General features: G+C 65.8%; 14 protein-coding genes and 2 tRNA genes. All 16 read left to right on the top strand.

Annotated elements, in window-relative coordinates; translation table 11 throughout:
* Window positions 1–5: 5 nt before the first annotated feature.
* The 16 genes from ACSAMQ_RS10365 (at window position 6) to ACSAMQ_RS10290 (ending at window position 19,544) form a co-directional block, all read left to right on the top strand.
* Complete coding sequence (locus tag ACSAMQ_RS10365) at window positions 6–515, top strand: pilus assembly PilX family protein (protein WP_435395573.1); 510 nt, start codon at window positions 6–8, stop codon at window positions 513–515.
* Between the two features lie 46 nt (window positions 516–561).
* Window positions 562–4,332: a pilus assembly protein gene (locus ACSAMQ_RS10360; protein ID WP_435395572.1), complete on the top strand. Its 3,771-nt coding sequence runs from the start codon at window positions 562–564 to the stop codon at window positions 4,330–4,332.
* Between the two features lie 12 nt (window positions 4,333–4,344).
* Window positions 4,345–4,797 carry a type IV pilin protein gene (locus tag ACSAMQ_RS10355; protein ID WP_435395571.1) on the top strand — a complete coding sequence of 151 codons (453 nt, stop codon included), beginning with the start codon at window positions 4,345–4,347 and terminating at the stop codon, window positions 4,795–4,797.
* A 148-nt stretch (window positions 4,798–4,945) separates the two neighbouring features.
* The gene (uvrB, locus tag ACSAMQ_RS10350; protein WP_435395570.1) at window positions 4,946–6,976 is read left to right on the top strand and encodes an excinuclease ABC subunit UvrB; all 2,031 of its coding nucleotides are present in this window, start codon (window positions 4,946–4,948) and stop codon (window positions 6,974–6,976) included.
* A 110-nt stretch (window positions 6,977–7,086) separates the two neighbouring features.
* Window positions 7,087–7,161, top strand: a tRNA-Val gene (locus ACSAMQ_RS10345).
* A 70-nt stretch (window positions 7,162–7,231) separates the two neighbouring features.
* Complete coding sequence (locus ACSAMQ_RS10340) at window positions 7,232–9,268, top strand: acyltransferase family protein (RefSeq protein ID WP_435395569.1); 2,037 nt, start codon at window positions 7,232–7,234, stop codon at window positions 9,266–9,268.
* A 446-nt stretch (window positions 9,269–9,714) separates the two neighbouring features.
* Window positions 9,715–11,616 carry a threonine--tRNA ligase gene (gene thrS, locus ACSAMQ_RS10335; protein ID WP_435395568.1) on the top strand — a complete coding sequence of 634 codons (1,902 nt, stop codon included), beginning with the start codon at window positions 9,715–9,717 and terminating at the stop codon, window positions 11,614–11,616.
* A gap of 79 nt (window positions 11,617–11,695) precedes the next feature.
* Entirely contained in the window at window positions 11,696–12,229 is a 534-nt protein-coding gene (gene infC / locus ACSAMQ_RS10330) for a translation initiation factor IF-3 (RefSeq protein WP_200875790.1), read from the top strand.
* A gap of 470 nt (window positions 12,230–12,699) precedes the next feature.
* A complete protein-coding gene (rpmI, locus tag ACSAMQ_RS10325) occupies window positions 12,700–12,897 on the top strand; it encodes a 50S ribosomal protein L35 (RefSeq protein ID WP_027083463.1) in 198 nt (65 codons plus the stop codon).
* 12 nt (window positions 12,898–12,909) lie between these two features.
* A complete protein-coding gene (gene rplT, locus ACSAMQ_RS10320; RefSeq protein ID WP_435395567.1) occupies window positions 12,910–13,269 on the top strand; it encodes a 50S ribosomal protein L20 in 360 nt (119 codons plus the stop codon).
* Between the two features lie 410 nt (window positions 13,270–13,679).
* Window positions 13,680–14,690, top strand: a complete 1,011-nt coding sequence (pheS, locus tag ACSAMQ_RS10315) for a phenylalanine--tRNA ligase subunit alpha (protein WP_435395566.1) — start codon at window positions 13,680–13,682, stop codon at window positions 14,688–14,690.
* A 132-nt stretch (window positions 14,691–14,822) separates the two neighbouring features.
* Window positions 14,823–17,219 carry a phenylalanine--tRNA ligase subunit beta gene (pheT, locus tag ACSAMQ_RS10310; RefSeq protein ID WP_435395565.1) on the top strand — a complete coding sequence of 799 codons (2,397 nt, stop codon included), beginning with the start codon at window positions 14,823–14,825 and terminating at the stop codon, window positions 17,217–17,219.
* Window positions 17,220–17,283: 64 nt separating this feature from the next.
* On the top strand, window positions 17,284–17,586 hold the full coding sequence (locus ACSAMQ_RS10305; protein ID WP_435395564.1) for an integration host factor subunit alpha: 303 nt from the start codon (window positions 17,284–17,286) through the stop codon (window positions 17,584–17,586).
* Window positions 17,579–17,935, top strand: coding sequence for a MerR family transcriptional regulator (locus tag ACSAMQ_RS10300; RefSeq protein WP_036101932.1), 357 nt, complete (start codon window positions 17,579–17,581; stop codon window positions 17,933–17,935). The genes ACSAMQ_RS10305 and ACSAMQ_RS10300 overlap by 8 nt, the downstream gene beginning before the upstream one ends.
* A gap of 195 nt (window positions 17,936–18,130) precedes the next feature.
* Window positions 18,131–18,207: transfer RNA gene (locus ACSAMQ_RS10295), tRNA-Pro, on the top strand.
* Between the two features lie 668 nt (window positions 18,208–18,875).
* Window positions 18,876–19,544 (top strand): TetR/AcrR family transcriptional regulator, encoded by a 669-nt coding sequence (locus tag ACSAMQ_RS10290; protein WP_435395563.1) that lies wholly within the window; start codon window positions 18,876–18,878, stop codon window positions 19,542–19,544.
* Window positions 19,545–19,606 lie beyond the last annotated feature (62 nt).

Genomic DNA, 19,606 nt, shown 5'->3' with positions numbered 1-19,606 from the left:
CCGCCATGAACACGATCCGTACCCGACCGTTTATCGCCGCCCGTAGCCAACGCGGCGCAGTGCTGTACGTCGCCCTGATCATGCTGATCCTGTTGGCCTTGCTCGGCATTACCGCGATGCAGGTGACCGGCCTGCAGGAACGCATGACGGGCAGCTACCGTTCGACCAACATGGCCTTCCAGAACGCTGAGGGACGTGCGCGCGGCAAGGAAACCGACCTCAGGCGCCAAGTTCAGAGCGCGGGTACCGAGTCCATTGACCTGGACGAATCGGTTTGCACCACTGGTTTCGATCCCTCGGCTTGGGCCGAGAAGCTCAAGTACGCCAACCCGTTGCCGGCCAAGCTCAGCTATACCCGACGTATCGACGAATGCGTTTCCGGCGGCGGCATCGGCATGGGCACCGCGCCGGTCAGCGAGAACACCAATCTGATCTTCCAGGTCACGGCCTACGCCGTGGACCGCGGCGCGAACCCGGGTTCGGACGCCGTCATCGACACCATTTTCGTGCCCTGAGGGTATCGCCATGACTTCCCCGCGTGTCTACATCGCCGTTCCGCTCGTGTTGGCCCTCGCCGGCACCGGCTACTGGCTCTACAACGCCAACGCCATCCAGGCCGGCGGTTCGCTGGCGCAAGTGCCGCTGAATTCCAGCGTCACCGTGCCGCCAGCCTTCGTCATGGCGGTCGACAATTCCGGTTCGATGACCTTCCAAACCCTGTTCCCGGGGCAGGATGGCGCAGCCTTCTGGGACTACGGTTCCCGAGCCACCAACGGCTACTTCACCGGTACCGGCGCCAGTGCGCGTCTGCGCGTGGCCAACGAGATCGAATACGCCAACGGTCAGCCCACCAACGGCGACATGAACGGGTACCACCACACCATTCCGTCCCGAGGATATCGCATCGACGGCAATCGCCGGGCGATCGCGCCGATCGACAACTTCGGCTTCGCCCGTTCGCCCGACGTCAATCCGGCTTACTTCAATCCGCTGGTGACTTACTCGCCGTGGAAGCGGCCCAATGCTTCCAACGAGATCGTCGATTATCCGCAGGCGAGCGTCACGGCCACCCGGGTCGATCCGGACGACGACTCTCGTACCATCAATTTGGCATCCAACTGGCGTTCCAACGCAACCCGCGAAGAGCACTTCCTGGTTCCGCAGGGTGCGATCCTGCCGCAAGGAACCGTGTATCAGACTTACGACGACGGCGGCTGCGGCGGACTGAGCGGCGGCGGTTGGAATACGCTGGGTTCCGCCCGGACCCTGACCACGGCCTGCGAGGTGGCGATCGAGTACTACCCCGCGACGGTCTACCTCAAGTCTGCTACCGCGGGAGCTGCATGGGGCTATACCGCCACGCCCGCCACTGCGACGAACGCCTGCGGCAGCGGTTGCAATCTGTACAAGTACGAAATCAAGTCGGCCAACTTCGCCGCAGGCGCGTACGCTCCGGCGATCCAGAACTTCGCCAACTGGTTCAGTTTTTACGGCAATCGCAACCGCGCGATGAAGGCTGCGCTGACCTTGTCGCTGGAACGCACCGAAAAGATGCGCGTCGGCATGTTCACGATCAATCCGACCAGTTACACCGACGTAACGATGCGGGATATGTCCGTGGCGGCCGATAAGGCGGCACTCTACAACGAGAAGCTGCTGACTCTGAACGCTTCTGGTGGTACCCCCAACCGCTTTGCCGTTGAGCATATCGGCAAACAGTTCCTGCGCACCGATGCGGGTGCGCCGGTGAAGTTCGCCTGCCAGATCAACGCCGGCATGCTGTTTACCGACGGCTACAGCAATGGCGGCGGCCCCGATGTCGGCTCTCACGATGCGGACATGCCGGCGCCGCTCGCCGACGGGCACCCCAATACGCTGGCTGACACCGCCGCGCTGTATTACAAGACGACGCTGCGCAGCGACCTGGGCTTGGGCAAGGTGCCGGTGCCCGAAGCCTGCAAGACCACGCCGAACGATCCCAAGCTGGATTGCCGCGCCGATCCGCACATGAATTTCTACGGCGTGACCCTTGGTGCGCGCGGCGACATCTACGGCGTTACCTACAATCCGGTCACCAATACGCCGGACCCCTACACGCCGGCTGGCTATCCGGCTTGGCGCGCTTTCCAAAACGATGCGCCCAGCACGGTCGACGAGATCTGGCACGCGACCATGAACGCGCGCGGCAAATACATCAACGCCTCGACGCCTGCGGACATCACCTCGGCGATGCGCGAGATTCTGGCCTCGGTCGGCGGCGGCGCGACGCCCTCGGGAACCATCGGCCTGACCGGCGCCCGCGTCGGCACGAACACCCTGTCGGTCGAGCCGATCTACGAGTCGGCCAACAACGGCACCGACTGGTTCAGCCGGCTTACCGCCTACACTGCGACCCATAACCCGGTCGCTGGCACCATCACGTTCGCCCAGAAATGGGAGGCGGCGTCCCAATTGACGGATGCGGGGCGCACGGTCCGGTTCGGCAAGACCACGGCCGGTAGCGTCAAGCCCGCCGTAGGCGACTTCACCGCCACCGCGCTGGGCTCGACCGACACCGCGGTGCTGGCCGCGCTGTGCAGCGATGCGCTGCAGAACTGTGCCGGTAAGTTCAACCGCATCGACGGCGGCGTCACCGGCGCCGAGGCGGTGGCCTACCTGCGCGGCAGCCGTGCCCATGATGGCGGCAAGCTACGCAAGCGCACCACCTTGCTCGGCGACATCGTCAATTCGAGCCCCATTCTCTCGTCCAAGGGCGACGACTACGGTTATCGCGGCCTGCGCAGCGCCGATGGCGCGACCTCGGACGTGCTGAACTACGCCAATTACCTCCATAGCAAGCGCGACACCCGCAAGACTTTCGTCTACGTCGGCGCCAACGACGGCATGTTCCACGCCTTCGATGGCGAAACCGGCAAGGAGCAGTTCGCCTATATTCCGGCGACCTCGGTCGGCCACATGGGCAATCTGTTGTTCCCGTATCGCGCAGCCGACCGCAACGACCAGGTATTCCAGCACCGCTACTATGTCGACGGCCAGGTCACTGTGTCCGACGCGCATAACGGTAGCGCTTGGAAGACTGTGCTTGCGGCCAGCGTCGGTGCCGGCGGGCGGGGCGTGTTCGCGCTCGACGTGACCGACCAGTCGACATTGAACGTGCTGTGGGAGGTCAACGACCTGTCGGGCGATGCCAATGGGGCCAAGGACATCGGCGGTGTGCTAGGCAAGATCGCCATCGTTCCGGTCAAGGAGGCCGGCGGCGCGATCAAATGGAAGGCGATCTTCGGCAACGGCTACGACAGCGCGAACGGCAAGGCCGTGCTGTTCCTGGTCGACGTCGCCGACGGCAAAGTCACCCGCATCACCGCCCAGGAAACCACCGGCACCCTGCCGACGCGGACCAAGAACGGGCTTGGCAACGTAGTGGTGATCGACCGTTACCAGGGCACGAGCACCACCCAGGTCCGCGACGGCTTCGCCGACACGGTCTATGCCGGCGACCTCAACGGCGCGGTGTGGAAGTTCGACCTGCGCGACAACAGCGTGGGATTCGGCGGCCAGCCGCTGTTCGTCGCTCGCTACAACGACAACTACGGCCTGCGCCAGCCGATCCTCGGCGGGTTGGAGGCGACCACGATCGGCAACGACGTAATGGTCCTGTTCGGCACCGGCAGCTTCTCCTTCACCGACGACCCCAGCGACAAGGCGATGCAGAGCGTGTACGGCATCATCGATAAGGGCGTGGTCATCGCCGGGCGCAACGAACTGCAGGCCCAGTACGTCAAGGAAGAACGCGATACCACCGGAGCCGTGCTGCGCTTCGTCACCGGCGACCGCCTGAACGCGACCAAGAAAGGTTGGTACATCAATCTGGGCGTGGATGCGGGGTCGAACGGCAACCCGGTCGCGACCGGCGAGCGATTCATCGGCAAGCCTCGCCTGCAGAACGGCATCCTGTTTTTCCCGACCTATGACCCGAACAGCACCGACGGTTGCTCGACCGACGGCAACAACTGGCTGTACGGCTTGGATGCGCTCAGCGGCGCCGGCGGCATGTCGAATGCGCGCATCGGCTCGGCCACGGGTAACCGCTTCGGCGAAGGAGTGGGCGCGGTCAAGCTTAAGCGCCAGGGCAGTGGCACCGGCACCGCGCCGGTCACGGAAGTAAGCGTGGCGGCGACCGGAGCATCCGACATCCTGCCCGTCACCGCGACCGACGAGGAGATCGCCAAGGCGGTCGCAGCCAAGTGTTCGGTGATGGTCCAGACTTCCGGCTCGCAGCCGATTTACCTGCCCAGGCCGTGCGGACGCCAGTCCTGGCGCCAGATTCGATAAACAGGAGCGGACATGAAGCAGCAGTTTGCAAAAGCCGCGATGCGCCTTCAGCGGGGCTTCACTCTGATGGAGCTGATGGTCGTGGTGGCCATCGTCGGCATCCTGGTCGGCATTGCGGTGCCGACCTATCAGGACAGCGTGCGCAAGAGCCGCCGGGGCCAAGCCAAGGCGGACTTGGCCGAAGCCGCTCAGGCGATGGAGCGCTATTACACGATGCAGAATACTTATGTCGGAGCGAACCTGACGTCGATCGGAGCGCCGACCAAGTCCCCGAAGGACGGCGACACCGCCCAGTACACGATCTCGTTGAACGGGGCGCCCACCGCGAGCGCATTCAGTCTGCAAGCGGTGCCGAGTACTACTACAGGGCAAAGCAAGGACAAGTGCGGCACGCTGGGCCTCACCAATACCGGCGTCAAGACGCCTAACGATGCTGCGCTAAAGGAGTGTTGGAACCTCAACTGATCAGTGTCGGGCGAAGCCCATGATCAGGTGAACGAAGGTCCGCTCCCAGAGCGGGCCTTCGCATTAGGAGGGGCGCCTTCACGCTGTGGTCTCACCCGCTGCGACCGACTTCGCTAAACTGGACGACTCGCAACGCTCGGATCGCACGATGGACGACACTGCCCAGTCCCCCGGCTTCCAGTTGGTCGCGCCGTACTCGCCCGCGGGCGATCAGCCGCAGGCCATCGAGCGCCTGATCCAGGGCTTCGACAACGGCCTAGCCCAGCAGACCCTGCTCGGCGTGACCGGTTCGGGCAAGACTTATACGGTCGCCAACGTGATCCAGGCGGTGCAGAAGCCGACCCTGGTCATGGCGCCGAACAAGACCCTTGCCGCGCAGCTGTACGGCGAGTTCAAGGCGTTCTTCCCGCACAACGCGGTCGAGTATTTCGTCAGCTACTACGATTACTACCAGCCCGAGGCCTACGTGCCCTCGAGCGACACCTTCATCGAGAAGGACAGCTCGGTCAACGAGCACATCGAGCAGATGCGCCTGTCGGCGACCAAGGCGTTGCTGGAGCGCCGCGACGCGATCATCGTCTGCACGGTGTCGGCGATCTACGGCCTGGGCGATCCGAACGAATACTTCCGCATGGTCCTGCACATGGTCCGCGGCGAACGCATCGACCAGCGCGAGCTGATCCGCCGCCTGACCGAAATGCAGTACACCCGCAACGACACCGAGCTGCGCCGTGCGACCTACCGGGTGCGCGGCGAGGTCATCGACGTGCATCCGGCCGAAAGCGACTCCGAGGCCCTGCGCATCGAGCTGTTCGACGGCGAGATCGAGAACCTGACCCTGTTCGACCCGCTGACCGGCGAAACCCTGAGCAAGGTCCCGCGCTACACGATTTATCCCGGCTCGCATTACGTGACCACGCGGCGCACGGTGCTGGATGCGATCGAAACGATCAAGGACGAGCTGCGCGAACGCCTGGAACTGCTCTACGCCCAGAACCGGCTGGTCGAGGCCCAGCGCCTGGCCCAGCGCACCCAGTTCGACCTGGAGATGCTGGCCGAGGTCGGCTATTGCAACGGCATCGAGAACTACTCGCGGCACCTCAGCGGCCACATGCCCGGCGAACCGCCGCCGTGCCTGTTCGACTATCTGCCGCCGGACGCGCTGCTGGTCGTCGACGAATCCCACGTCACCATTCCGCAGATCGGCGCGATGTACAAGGGCGATCGGTCGCGCAAGGAAACCCTGGTCGAATTCGGCTTCCGCCTGCCGTCGGCGCTCGACAACCGGCCTTTGAAGTTCGAGGAATGGGAGGGCCGTTCGCCGCGCTCGATTTTCGTCTCGGCGACGCCGGGGCCGTACGAGCTGCGCAAGTCGGAAGGGCAGGTGACCGAGCTGGTCGTCCGCCCGACCGGCCTGATCGATCCCGAGGTCGAGATCCGGCCGGTCGCGACCCAGGTCGACGACGTGCTCGGCGAAATCCGCGAGCGCGTCGCCATGGGCGATCGAGTATTGATCACGACCCTGACCAAGCGCATGTCCGAGAACCTGACCGAGTATCTCGCCGAGCACGGGGTCAAAGTGCGCTACCTGCATTCGGATATCGACACCGTCGAGCGCGTCGAGATCATCCGCGACCTGCGCCTGGGCAAGTTCGACGTGCTGGTCGGCATCAACCTGCTGCGCGAGGGCCTGGACATGCCCGAGGTGTCGCTGGTCGCGATTCTCGACGCCGACAAGGAGGGCTTCCTGCGATCGACCGGTTCGTTGATCCAGACCATCGGCCGCGCCGCGCGCAACCTGCGCGGCAAGGCCATCCTCTACGCGGATCGCATCACCAACTCGATGCAGAAGGCGATCGAGGAGACCGACCGGCGCCGCCAGAAGCAGGTCGAGTACAACACCGAGCACGGCATCACCCCCAAGTCGGTGAGCAAGACCATCGTCGACGTCATGGAAGGCGCGCGCGTCGATCCCGAGGGCCTCAAGGCCCGCGGCAAGGGGCGCCGGGTCGCCGACGAGGCTGCCGATTACGCCGCGCTCAGCCCGACCCAGTTCGCTGCCCGGATCAAGGCCCTGGAACAGCAGATGTACCAGCACGCCCGCGACCTGGAGTTCGAGGAGGCCGCGGCGGTGCGCGACCAGTTGCGCCGGCTCAAGGACGCCGGGTTCGCGTCCTGAGGCGGCCGGCCCGGCCGGACAGAAAAACGGTTGCTCGCCGCCGCGGGCTGGGCTACACTGCGCGCCCCTCGCCGGGGAGTTTGCAGCAGGTTTCAGGCAAAGACGGCGACGGGCGGTTAGCTCAGCGGTAGAGCACTACCTTGACATGGTAGGGGTCACAGGTTCGAACCCTGTACCGCCCACCAATTCGGTGACGCAAGGCCCGGCGCAAGCCGGGCCTTTCTGTTTTTGGCGCCGCTGGGCGCAGGCGATAAGATGTGCGGCGCCACGCGTTGTCCGGTGGCTTATGGGGAGTCCGGCCAGCCGTTCTGGTTGTACGGCAGGCGCGAACAAAATGCTCTGACGGCGGTCTGGGGCGGAGTGGGACGTGGCAATTTCGATCAACGGAAGGGTATGAGACCGGAGCATCGTTCGGTTACCGGCTCGCTTGCTTATCGTCCGGAAATCGATGGTCTGCGCGCGATAGCCGTGATCGGGGTGGTGCTTTATCACGCCGGACTGCCGATGCTCGACAACGGCTTCGTCGGGGTCGATATCTTTTTCGTGATCTCGGGCTACCTGATCACCTGTTTGCTGCTACGCGAATGGAGTGAGCGGAACCGCCTGAATTTTCTTGAATTTTATGCGCGCAGAGTCCGCCGGCTGCTTCCGGCGCTGATTGTCGTTTGTGTCGCGGCCGTCGTCGCGGCCGTGCTATATGTGGCGTCTCCGGATGACCAGCGCGCGATGGCGCAATCGGCCGCCGCTTCCTTGCTTTTTGTAGGCAACGTCTTTTTCCAGTCGCGGACTGGCGATTACTTCGACGCCGACTCCGCCACGATGCCGCTGCTGCATTTGTGGTCACTGGGAGTGGAGGAACAGTTCTACCTGCTTTGGCCATTGCTGCTGCTGGGCCTGCTGCGTCTGCCGCGGCCATGGATGGTCGGCGCGACGCTGTGCCTCGCGGCCGCGTCCTTGGCCGCGGCTGAGCGTCTCATCGGTGCCGACAACGATGCGGCCTTTTATCAGATGCCGACTCGGTTCTGGGAACTGACGACCGGGGGTTTGATCGCGATGTCGTCCGCGCGCATGCGCGGAGCGGCTTTGATTGCCTGTTATGCCGGTGTATTCCTGGCGGTAATTTCCCTGTTCGTCCCGTTCCTGCCTGGTCACTTTCCCGGGGTGGGGGCGCTGCCGGCTGTCGCCGGAGCGGCGCTGATTCTATGGAGCGTCCACGTCCGCGGCCACCTGGGTGGCGCTGGAGCCCTGCTGCGGGCACGCCCGATGGTGTTCGTCGGCCTGATCTCGTACTCGCTGTATCTGTGGCATTGGCCGCTGCTGGCGATCGCCAGGGCGGGAAGCCTTGTGACGCTGTCGCCCGAGCTGAGGGCGGGATTGGTCTTCGCAGCGATCGTCCTGGCCTGGCTTAGTTATCGCTGGATCGAGCGGCCTTTTCGCGGCATGGCCCGAGCCCGATCGGCTCGCACGGTCTGGTTGGGATCTGCGGTGTCGGCCGCGCTCGCGCTCTGTTTATTGGGGTTAGCCAGCTATATCGACAACGGCAAAGGAGCCGGCGCACGCGCATCGCGCGACCGCCCCGAGAATATGGCGGCTTGTCATGCCAGCAGTTTGTCGCCGGTGCCGGCCGCTCCCAATCCCGCTTGCGCTTCGGCCGCCGAGATCGTCGATACGGTGATCTGGGGAGACTCCCATGCATTGGCCTGGCAGCCATTCGCCTGGGAGATAGCCGATCGCGCCGCGATTAACATCACTCGGGATTCTTGTGGTCCAGCGCTGGGTTTTGCGGGCGTGAAAGGTTACGAGTCGAAGGCGCCGGCCTGTGAAGCCTCGAATCGGATGGCGCTGGCATATTTCGCGCACCTGAAGCCACGTACGCTGATTGTCGCTGCGCGGTGGTCGTCGTTCCTCGGCGATGCGCGGGCAGCGGAATTCGAAGACGCATTCATCGAGACCATGGCGGTCGTGAGCGGCTTGGCCGAGCGCGTATTGATCATGGGGCCGACGCCCGAACTGGCAGCCCGCGCGCAACAGTGCATCGACCTCGACAAGTTGCAATCCTGTGCGGAATCCAGGACGGCTTATCGGATTCGTACCGAGCGGGCGCGTAGGTTGCTGAATGCCGTCGCCGCGAGGTATCCGAACGTGCAGGTGGTCGATCCGGAAGCGTATTTCTGCAAGGAAGACTCTTGCGGCGTCCTGCGCGATGGGTTTTCGCTGTATTGGGACGACGACCATGTCTCCTCAACTGCGGCACGCGGCTTCGCCGAGCAATGGGAGCGCTCTCCGCATTGATCCTCGGGCGTTCCAGCCTCGCCGCCGGTGCGGGCGGCGAGGGGGCGTTGACTTGGCAGCCTGCGTCCCCAAGTATTGCTTCCTGGATCGGCATAGGGCCGTTTCCCGAACCCGAGGTGGCCCGCGCGAACCGCCGGCCTAGCGTGCGACATGGACACTACCCGCGCCCATCGCTGAATCGCCCGAGGCCCCGCAGATGCAGGCGCCTTCGCGGCGCTTTTTTCTTGCCGCCAGCTTTAGGGCGTCTCCATCGGCGCTTTCGCCGGCGTTGCCCGACCCGGGCTCGCCCGCCGGGCGGACCGACCGGTGTCGCAAGCCCCCGCTGTTTGTTTCGCGCCGACTCTCCGTTTCCGGGTTGCTGCCGCCGCCGCAGAACCGCCCTCGCAAGGGGCGCTGCCGGCCGGGGCGGTGACTCACCCAACGCTCAAGCCTACGAAGACCCCGCCATGATCGCCATTACGCTCCCCGACGGCAGCCGCCGCGAATTCGAACATCCCGTGTCCGTCATGGACGTCGCCGCCTCGATCGGCGCCGGCCTGGCCAAGGCCACCGTCGCCGGCGAGGTCGACGGCAAGCTGGTCGACGCCAGCGACCGCATCGACCACGACGCCAAGCTGCGCATCATCACCCCCAAGGACCCGGAGGGCGTCGAGATCATCCGCCACTCCTGCGCCCACCTGGTCGGGCACGCGGTCAAGCAGCTGTATCCGACCGCCAAGATGGTGATCGGGCCGGTCATCGACGAGGGCTTCTACTACGACATCTGGTACGAGCGCCCGTTCACGCCCGAGGACCTGGCCGCGATCGAGCAGCGCATGGTCCAGCTGATCGACAAGGACTACGACGTGATCAAGAAGGTCACGCCGCGCGAGGAAGTGATCTCGGTGTTCCGGTCGCGCGGCGAGGACTACAAGCTGCGCCTGGTCGAGGACATGCCCGACGAGCAGGCGATGGGCCTGTACTACCACGAGGAATACGTCGACATGTGCCGCGGCCCGCACGTGCCGAACACGCGTTTCCTCAAGGCCTTCAAGCTGACCCGCATCTCCGGCGCGTACTGGCGCGGCGATTCCAAGAACGAGCAACTGCAGCGCGTCTACGGCACCGCCTGGGCCGACAAGAAGCAGTTGGCCGCCTACATCCAGCGCATCGAGGAAGCCGAGAAGCGCGACCACCGCCGCATCGGCAAGCAGCAGGACCTGTTCCACCTGCAGGAAGAGGCGCCGGGCTTGGTGTTCTGGCATCCGAAGGGCTGGTCGATCTGGCAGGTGGTCGAGCAGTACATGCGCCGGGTCTACCGCGACAGCGGCTACGGCGAAGTGCGCTGCCCGCAGATCCTCGACGTGTCGCTGTGGCAGAAGTCCGGCCACTGGGACAACTACAAGGAGAACATGTTCTTCACCGAGTCGGAGAAGCGCACCTACGCGGTCAAGCCGATGAACTGCCCGGGCCACGTTCAGGTGTTCAACCAGGGCCTGCACAGCTACCGCGACCTGCCGATCCGCTACGGCGAGTTCGGCTCCTGCCACCGCAACGAGCCCTCCGGCGCGCTGCACGGCATCTTGCGCGTGCGTGGCTTCACCCAGGACGACGGCCACGTCTTCTGCCTGGAAGACCAGATCGAGTCCGAGGTCACCGCCTTCCACCGCCAGGCCCTGGCGGTCTACGGCGATTTCGGCTTCGAAGACATCCAGATCAAGATCGCCCTGCGCCCGGACTCGCGCCTGGGCGACGACGCCACCTGGGACAAGGCCGAGGCGGCCCTGCGCAGCGCCCTGGGCGCCTGCGGGGTCGAATGGCAGGAGCTGCCGGGCGAGGGCGCCTTCTACGGCCCCAAGATCGAGTACCACCTCAAGGACGCGATCGGCCGGACCTGGCAGCTCGGCACGATGCAGGTCGATTTCATGATGCCGGGCCGCCTGGGGGCCGAATACGTCGACGAAAACAGCCAGCGCCGGACCCCGGTCATGTTGCACCGGGCCATCGTCGGCTCGATGGAGCGCTTCATCGGCATCCTGATCGAGCACCACGCCGGCCAGTTCCCGGCTTGGCTGGCCCCCATTCAGGCCACCGTGATGAACATCACCGACGCCCAGGCCGATTATGTGGACGAAGTCCGGAAAGTCCTTGCAAATCAAGGGTTCCGGGTCCAGTCCGATTTGCGGAACGAAAAGATCGGCTATAAGATTCGCGAGCACACGCTGCAGCGCGTGCCGTACCTGCTTGTGGCCGGCGACCGCGAGAAGGACAATGGCATGATTGCCGTGCGCACGCGGGGTGGGGAGGACCTGGGGACGATGACCGTCGCCGAGTTCGCTTCGCGTTTGAACGCCGAGAACGTCGGCTAACCGCGCGCAGCCTGTACAGATCCCGTCCCGGTCCGAGCCCGGGACGGCCCGATGCGCAAACAGCGTATCCACTTTGGAGATTGCAACAATCAGTACCCCCGAGAAGCCGAATCGTAAGAACAACGAGATCCGCGTACCGCGCGTACGCGTGATCGGCAGCGATGGCGAAATGATCGGCGTGCTTACGCGCGACGAAGCCTTGCGCATGGCCGAGGACGAGGCGCTGGATCTCGTTGAGATTCAGCCGAATGCCGATCCGCCGGTATGCCGCATCATGGACTTCGGCAAGTACAAGTTCGAACTGCAGAAGAAGGCCAATGCGGCCAAAAAGAAGCAGAAGCAGGTCGAAATCAAGGAACTCAAGTTCCGTCCGGTGACCGACGAAGGCGACTACCAGATCAAGCTGCGCAACATGCGCCGTTTTCTGGAAGAAGGCGACAAGGTCAAGGTCAACATCCGTTTCCGTGGCCGCGAGATGAGCCATCAGGAACTCGGCCGCGAAATGGCGGCCCGGATCGAGGCCGACCTGGGCGAGGACATCGTCGTCGAGTCGCGTCCGCGCCTGGAAGGGCGGCAGATGGTCATGATGATCGCGCCGAAGAAAAAGCAGTAAGCCTGCAGGGGTCGCGAAAGCGACCCCTGTTCGTTCCGGCCTGCTCGTATCCGGCGTGGCGCCGACACGGACGCTCCCCGAGTCGTCGATCCGGGCCGCTGCGCTGCTTGCGCCGCGAGGCCGCGTCGCGCATGGGCCCGGCCCGGATTGCGCAACGAATCACGCAACGACTTCGCGCAACGGACCTGCGCAGTACCCCGCGCAGGCCGGCGCAACCGTACTGGCCGCTTGGCCGGGCCGCCCGCCTTGGGCCGTAAGCCGCTGATTTGCGTAAACTTACCGCCTCGCGCATACTGTGCGGCCCGGTTCGCCGGGGTTTGTTGTATGCAGCATCACGGACCTGTCGTGGATTCGTTTTAGATCAACGACTTACAAGCCGGCAAGGGCAGGACGGAAAGAGTGGCCAGCGCATTGCGCGCGACGGTGCCACCGCCCAGGCCAGTGACATAAACCTCCGAAAGGACATCGCAATGCCCAAGATCAAGACCAATCGGGCGGCAGCCAAGCGCTTCCGGAAGACCGCTTCCGGCAAGTACAAGTGCGGCCACGCCAACAAGAGCCACATCCTCACCAAGAAAGCGACCAAGCGGAAGCGCAACCTGCGGCAGACGAACCACGTTCGTGCCGAGGACGCTGGCCGTCTGGACCGCATGCTTCCGTATTTGTGAGGAGAATAGAAAATGGCACGAGTTAAGCGTGGTGTAACGGCACGAGCCCGTCACAAGAAAATCCTGAAGCAGGCCAAGGGCTACTACAACGCCCGCCGCAAGGTCTTCCGCGTCGCCAAGCAGGCGGTCACGAAGGCGCTGCAGTACGCCTACATCGGTCGCAAGCAGAAGAAGCGCAATTTCCGTTCGCTGTGGATCACCCGCATCAATGCGGCGGCCCGCATCAACGGCATGAGCTACAGCCGTTTCATCAACGGCATGCTCAAGGCCGGCATCACCCTCGACCGTAAGGTGCTGGCGGACATCGCCGTGCACGACGCGAAGGGTTTTGCGGCGCTGGCCGAAAAGGCGAAGAGCGCGCTCGCGGCGTAACCTGCTTCATTCCCCGTCCGAGCCGAGTGCCGATGCACGAGGTTCGCGGCATGGGCACAAGGTTAAGGCATGGGGAAGGGCGCGAGTCCTTCCCCATTGTCGTTTCTGGGCCCCCTTTTGGGGCCATGTTCCTGGGCCCTGTTGCAGGCCCCATCCCAGGCCCGTCGTCGGATCCGGCGTCGGCGCCACGGCGGGGGCGTTCGATCCGGTCGCTGTCGCGGTGCGCGGCAACGGCAGGCCGCAGTACCGCTCGTCGTTCGGTCGAAGCCGAATCCATCCGTTCCAGCGGCGCCGCGCTTCGGTTCCCGACAGCGAGGCCACGCAGGCGGGGTCCGGTGGTTCGCCGCAGCGACGGTCCGAGGACGATGCCCGGCGAAACCCGCGCCGGGCGCTAAGAGATTGGAAAGGCGATGAGTGGAATCGAAGCACTGACCCGACAGGCGCTGGACGAGATCGCCGCGGCGGCGTCTTCCGATGCGATCGAAGCGCTGCGCGTTTCGCTGCTCGGCAAATCCGGCAGCGTCACCGCCCAGCTCAAGCAGCTCGGCACCTTGCCGGCCGAGGAGCGCAAGGCCGCGGGCGAGGCGATCAACAAGGCGCGCGACGCGCTGACCGCCGCACTCGGCGAGCGCAAGCTCGCGCTCGACGAGGCCGCGCTCGATGCGCGGCTGGCGTCGGAAACCATCGACGTGACCCTGCCCGGCATCGACGCCGCGCGCGGCGGCCTGCATCCGGTCAGCCGGACGATGGAGCGCATGGCCGACATCTTCGGCCGCCTGGGTTTCGAACTGGCCGACGGCCCCGAGATCGAGGACGACTGGCACAACTTCGAAGCGCTGAATTTCCCGCCCCACCATCCGGCGCGGGCGATGCACGACACCTTCTATTTCGCGCCCGACGAAGCCGGCGTCGCGCGGCTGCTGCGTACCCACACCTCGGGCATGCAGGTGCGCTACATGCTGCAAAACAAACCGCCGCTGCGCATGATCGCGCTCGGCAAGGTGTATCGCAGCGACAGCGACCAGACCCACACGCCGATGTTCCACCAGTGCGAAGGCCTGCTGATCGACGAGCACTCCAGCTTCGCCGACCTCAAGGGCACCCTGGCCGAATTCGTGCGCGCGTTCTTCGAGCGCGATTTCGAGATGCGCTTCCGCCCGAGCTATTTCCCCTTCACCGAACCCTCGGCCGAAGTCGATATCGCCTGGCAGCAGCCCGACGGCAGCACCCGCTGGCTGGAAGTGCTCGGCTGCGGCATGGTCCATCCGAACGTGCTGCGCAACGTCGGCATCGACCCGGAGCGCTACACCGGCTATGCCTTCGGCATGGGCGTGGAGCGCCTGACCATGCTGCGTTACGGCGTCGACGACCTGCGCAGTTTCTTCGAGAACGATGTCAGGTTTCTCAAGCAGTTCGCCTGAGCGAGCGCGGGACTCGGGACTGGGAACTCGGGATTCGGAACGGCTGCAGCGTTCCGCGGATCCACGAACCCTCAAGTTGGCGAGTCCCCAGTCCCGAGTCCCCAGTCTCGAGTCCCAAGTCCCGGAATCCCCATGAAATTCTCCGAAAACTGGCTGCGCCAGCATGTGCCGACCACCGCCCCGCGTGAGCAGCTGGCTGCGACGCTTACCGCGATCGGCCTGGAAGTCGAAGAAGTCGTCGCCCTGGGCGAATCGCTGGACGGCGTGGTCGTCGCCCGCATCGTCAGCGCCGAGAAGCATCCCGAAGCCGACCGCCTGCAGGTCTGCCAGGTCGATACCGGCCGCGGCATCGTGCAGATCGTCTGCGGCGCGCCCAACGCGCGCGCCGGTCTGATCGCGCCCTTGGCCACGGTCGGCGCCTCGCTGCCCGGCGGCCTGGCGATCAAGGCGGCCAAGCTGCGTGGCGTCGAGTCGTTCGGCATGTTGTGTTCGGCCAAGGAACTCGGTGTCGACCCGGACGCTTCGGGCCTGCTCGAACTGCCGTCCGACGCCCCGGTCGGCACGCCGCTGGCGCAATACCTCGCGCTGCCCGATGCCAGCATCGAGATCAAGCTGACCCCGAATCGCGCCGACTGCTTCAGCGTGCGCGGCATCGCCTACGACGTCGCCGCCGCCACCCGCAGTGCGGTCAGCCCGCTGGAGATCGCGCCGGTCGAGGCCGCCATCGCGACGAGCCTGCAAGTCGAGCTCGATGCCGGCGCCGACGTGCCGCGCTATTGCGGCCGCGTGATCGAAGGCCTCGACGCGACCACGCCGACCCCGGCGTGGATGGCCGAACGCCTGCGCCGCAGCGGCGTGCGTCCGGTCTCGCTGCTGGTCGACGTCACTCAATACGTGATGCTCGAAATCGGCCAGCCGATGCACGCCTTCGACCGCGACACCCTCACCGGCCCGGTCGGCGTGCGCCATGCCCGCGCCGGCGAGACCGCCAAGCTGCTCAACGGCCAGAGCGTGAACCTCGACGAGTCGTTCCTGGCGATCACCGACGGCAGCGGCGACGCGCAGCGCGTGATAGCCCTCGGCGGCATCATGGGCGGCTTCGACAGCCGGGTGACCGATGCGACCCGCAACGTGTTCCTGGAAGCGGCGCATTTCGCCCCGGCGGCGATCATCGGCCGCGGCCGCAAGCTCGGCCTGCACACCGACGCCGGCCATCGTTTCGAACGCGGGGTCGATCCCGAGCTGCCGCGCATCGCGATCGAATACGCGACCCGGCTGATCCTCGACATCGCCGGCGGCACCCCGGGGCCGTTGAGCGAGTCGGCCCTGCCGGAGCACTTGCCGCATCCGCAACCGGTCAGGCTGCGACGCGCGCGCCTGGCGCGCGTGCTGGGCCTGACCGTGGCCGACGCCGAAGTCGAGCGCATCCTCGGTGCGCTCGGCTTGACCGTCGAAGCCAGCGACGACGGCTGGCGGGTGACGCCGCCGAGCCGACGCTTCGATATCGCGATCGAGGAAGACCTGATCGAGGAAATCGCCCGCATCCACGGTTACGACCGGATTCCGACCACCTTGCCGGCCGGTTCCGCGCGCCTGGTCGCTCCGAGCGAGACCCGCGTCGATGCCGCCACCGTGCGCCGCCAGTTGGCCGCGCGCGATTATCTGGAAGCGGTCAACTATGCCTTCGTCGACGCCGCCTGGCTGGCGCTGTGGCAGGCCGGCGAGGGCGCGGTGCCGCTGGCCAACCCGCTCAGCGCCGAGCTCGGCGTGATGCGCACCCTGCTGCTGCCGGGGCTGGTCGCGGCCCTGGCCCGCAACGCCTCGCGCCAGCAGGCGCGCGTGCGCCTGTTCGAGCTCGGCAACGTGTTCCGCGCCAGCCCCGCGGCCGCGCCGCTGGAGACCCAGCGCATCGCCGCGGCGGTCTGCGGCGACGTCCAGGCCGAGCAATGGGGCGCCTGCGCGCGTCCGGTCGGTTTCCACGACCTGCGCGGCGACCTGGACAGCCTCGCGGCCGCCGCCGGTGCCCGCCTGGAGTACCGTCCGTCGCAGCATCCCTGGGCCCACCCGGGCCGGTCGGCCGATGTGTTCCGGGTCGACGGCGGCGCCGAGCGCCGTCTGGGCTGGATCGGCCAGTTGCACCCGCGCCTGCTGAAGGCGCTGGATCTCGACCAGGACGTGGTCGCGTTCGAGCTGGATCTGGCGCCCCTGGTCCAACGCGCCATTCCCCGGGCCGCGGCGCTGTCCAAATACCCCTCGGTGCGTCGCGACCGGGCCTTCATCGTCGCCGAATCGGTCGCGTGGTCGGCCATCCGGGCTACCGTTCAGGCCGCCGCCGGGCCCAGCCTGCGCGAGCTTGTCCTGTTCGACCGCTACCAGGGCAAGGGCGTGGAAACCGGATTCAAGAGTCTCGCTATGGGCTTGATTCTGCAGGATGAATCCCGCACCCTGACCGATCGGGATGTGGACGCGGTCGTGGCCGAAGTGACGGCGGCGGTGGAACGCGAACACGGCGCCCGGTTGCGCACGTGAGTACTCGCGAGGCGTGTGGCGATTGCGGCCCCGGTCCCAGCCCGGGCGTCGCGCAGAGGACAAAATGGCACTAACGAAAGCGGAAATGGCGGAGCGGTTGTTCGACGAAGTCGGGCTCAACAAGCGCGAGGCCAAGGAGTTCGTCGACGCGTTCTTCGATGCGTTGCGCGAGGCTCTCGAGCAGGGACGGCAGGTCAAGCTGTCGGGCTTCGGCAATTTCGATCTGCGCCGCAAGAACCAGCGGCCCGGTCGCAACCCCAAGACCGGCGAGGAGATCCCGATTTCGGCGCGTACGGTGGTCACCTTCCGCCCGGGCCAGAAACTGAAGGAACGCGTCGAAGCGTACAGCGGAGGCGGGCATGCTTGATCCGGGCAGTAACCGAGAACTTCCGCCGATCCCGGCGAAGCGCTACTTCACCATCGGCGAAGTCAGCGAGCTGTGCGACGTCAAGCCGCACGTGCTGCGTTACTGGGAGACCGAGTTTCCCACGCTCAATCCGGTCAAGCGCCGCGGCAACCGCCGCTACTACCAGCGCCATGAGGTGTTGATGGTGCGGCAGATCCGCGGCCTGCTGTACGAACAGGGCTATACGATCGGCGGCGCGCGCCTGCGCCTGGAAGGCGAGTCGGCGAAGGACGAATCGGCGCTGAGCTCGCAGATCGTCAAGCAAGTGCGCATGGAACTGGAAGAAGTCCTGCAGCTGCTGCGCCGCTGAAGGGCCGGCCGGGCGGCCGGATTCGGGCATCGGCAGCGGGGAAATCGGACGCGGCGCCCGCGCCCGCCGGTTTCCATTCCCGATTCCCCATTCCCGATTCCCCATTGCCGGCGCCAGCGGCTATACTTGCCGCCCGCTCGCAAGAGCGGAGCGTCTCGCAAACGCGGATTTTGCAAGACAGATCTAGCAACACGTCGGGGCGTAGCGCAGCCTGGTAGCGCATCTGCCTGGGGGGCAGAGGGTCGTCGGTTCAAATCCGGCCGTCCCGACCAACTAGATCGATCGACCGGATGACCTGCACGGGTTTCTGTCTTCCATTCCAGCCGAATGGATGCCGCCGATGTTCCTCGGCGCGCCGAGGCCAGACCTCTTTCTTCAAGTCGTGATTCGTCCGGCGATACCGCCGGAGCGGTCGCACGCCCGCGCTTGCGTTGCGGCGGCGAAACCTGCGTCGAGCCGCGAAGCAATGCGCAAGCGATCTGCAGCCGTCGCGTTTCGTCGGCGTGGCCGCGCAGGGGCTGAAACCGTCGCTCGTTCCCGCAATCCGCCGTCAGCGCGCTTGTGCCGCATGCCGACCGTCAACTCGCGTATGGCCTCGCTCGCGTGGCCGGAGCGGTCAAGCGCGTATTGGAACCGCAGCACCGATAGTTAAAGCGTCCGCGGGTGGCGGCCAACCGCAACAGGCTCCGAACTCTGGGCGACCTGGCTGCGTCTTCGTCAGCGACGTCGCCGGTGCGCGGGATTCAGTCGGATCGGTTTCAGCGCGACGATGCCGTTGGGCGCGTTGTTGACGGCCCTGGCCCTGGCCCTGGTGCTGGACGACGTGCGCTTGCGCCGATAGGCGGCTGCCTCCAGCCGGAGCCCGCCGGACAGCCGGTGTCGGCTTGCTAATAATTGAACGACGTATAAAATTGGTCTAAGTTCATTTAGGCCAAGGCCAATGCCCGTTCCCCAGCCCCGACCCGCGCCGGCCCCGGAGGCCGGCCGCCGCGAGCGCAAGCGCAACCAGACCCTCGATCACCTCGCCGCGACCGCGTTCGGACTGTTCGAAGCGCGCTGTTTCGAGGCGGTGACGATGGAGCAGATCGCCGAGGCCGCCGACGTCGCCAAGGGCACTCTCTACAACCATTTCCCGGTCAAGGAGGCGTTGCTGGCGCATCAGTTCCACGGCGAACTGGCTTCGGCCATGGCCGCCAGGAAGGGGCTGGGCGAGGGCGCCGGCGAGCGCGACGGCTTCGTTTCGCGTCTGTCGACCTGGCTGGAAGCCTCGGCGCAGTGGTGCCAGGCGCGGCGCGCCTATCTGCCGCATTACCTGCGCTTTCGTTTCCGGCAGGTCGACGCCGCGGCGCGCGCGCGCGACGAGGACGGCGAACGCAGCGGCGTGGAGCCTTGGTTCGAAGCGCTGATCGCGGCGGGGCAGAGCCGCGGCGAGCTGCGCGACGACTTGTCGCCGGCGCATCTGGCGAGCTTGCTGCAGCACCTGCACCTGGCCGCATTGATGCGTTGGCTGGCGAGCGCGGACAGCGACCTGGAAAACGAGTTCGCCGCGATCGTCGAGGTCTTCGTCCACGGCAGCGGCCGCCGCGCCGGCGCGCGGACGTCGCCGTGAACGCCTGGCTGCTGGACTGGCCGGCCGCGGCCGAGGCCGGGCCCGAGCAGGCCGGCGGCAAG

The sequence above is a fragment of the Lysobacter sp. 1R34A genome, from assembly GCF_051217035.1.
In the GTDB taxonomy this organism is placed as follows: Bacteria; Pseudomonadota; Gammaproteobacteria; order Xanthomonadales; family Xanthomonadaceae; genus Lysobacter.
This window is presented reverse-complemented; position numbering and strand designations above follow the sequence as displayed.

Excerpts from the sequence above, each read along its gene's own strand:
- ACSAMQ_RS10355 (WP_435395571.1), top strand. The coding sequence starts at position 4,345 with ATGAAGCAGCAGTTTGCAAAAGCCGCGATGCGCCTTCAGCGGGGCTTC.
- ACSAMQ_RS10300 (WP_036101932.1), top strand. The coding sequence starts at position 17,579 with ATGCTTGATCCGGGCAGTAACCGAGAACTTCCGCCGATCCCGGCGAAG.
- ACSAMQ_RS10340 (WP_435395569.1), top strand. The coding sequence starts at position 7,232 with ATGTGCGGCGCCACGCGTTGTCCGGTGGCTTATGGGGAGTCCGGCCAG.
- rplT (WP_435395567.1), top strand. The coding sequence starts at position 12,910 with ATGGCACGAGTTAAGCGTGGTGTAACGGCACGAGCCCGTCACAAGAAA.
- ACSAMQ_RS10290 (WP_435395563.1), top strand. The coding sequence starts at position 18,876 with ATGCCCGTTCCCCAGCCCCGACCCGCGCCGGCCCCGGAGGCCGGCCGC.
- ACSAMQ_RS10365 (WP_435395573.1), top strand. The coding sequence starts at position 6 with ATGAACACGATCCGTACCCGACCGTTTATCGCCGCCCGTAGCCAACGC.
- rpmI (WP_027083463.1), top strand. The coding sequence starts at position 12,700 with ATGCCCAAGATCAAGACCAATCGGGCGGCAGCCAAGCGCTTCCGGAAG.
- thrS (WP_435395568.1), top strand. The coding sequence starts at position 9,715 with ATGATCGCCATTACGCTCCCCGACGGCAGCCGCCGCGAATTCGAACAT.
- pheS (WP_435395566.1), top strand. The coding sequence starts at position 13,680 with ATGAGTGGAATCGAAGCACTGACCCGACAGGCGCTGGACGAGATCGCC.
- pheT (WP_435395565.1), top strand. The coding sequence starts at position 14,823 with ATGAAATTCTCCGAAAACTGGCTGCGCCAGCATGTGCCGACCACCGCC.
- ACSAMQ_RS10305 (WP_435395564.1), top strand. The coding sequence starts at position 17,284 with ATGGCACTAACGAAAGCGGAAATGGCGGAGCGGTTGTTCGACGAAGTC.
- uvrB (WP_435395570.1), top strand. The coding sequence starts at position 4,946 with ATGGACGACACTGCCCAGTCCCCCGGCTTCCAGTTGGTCGCGCCGTAC.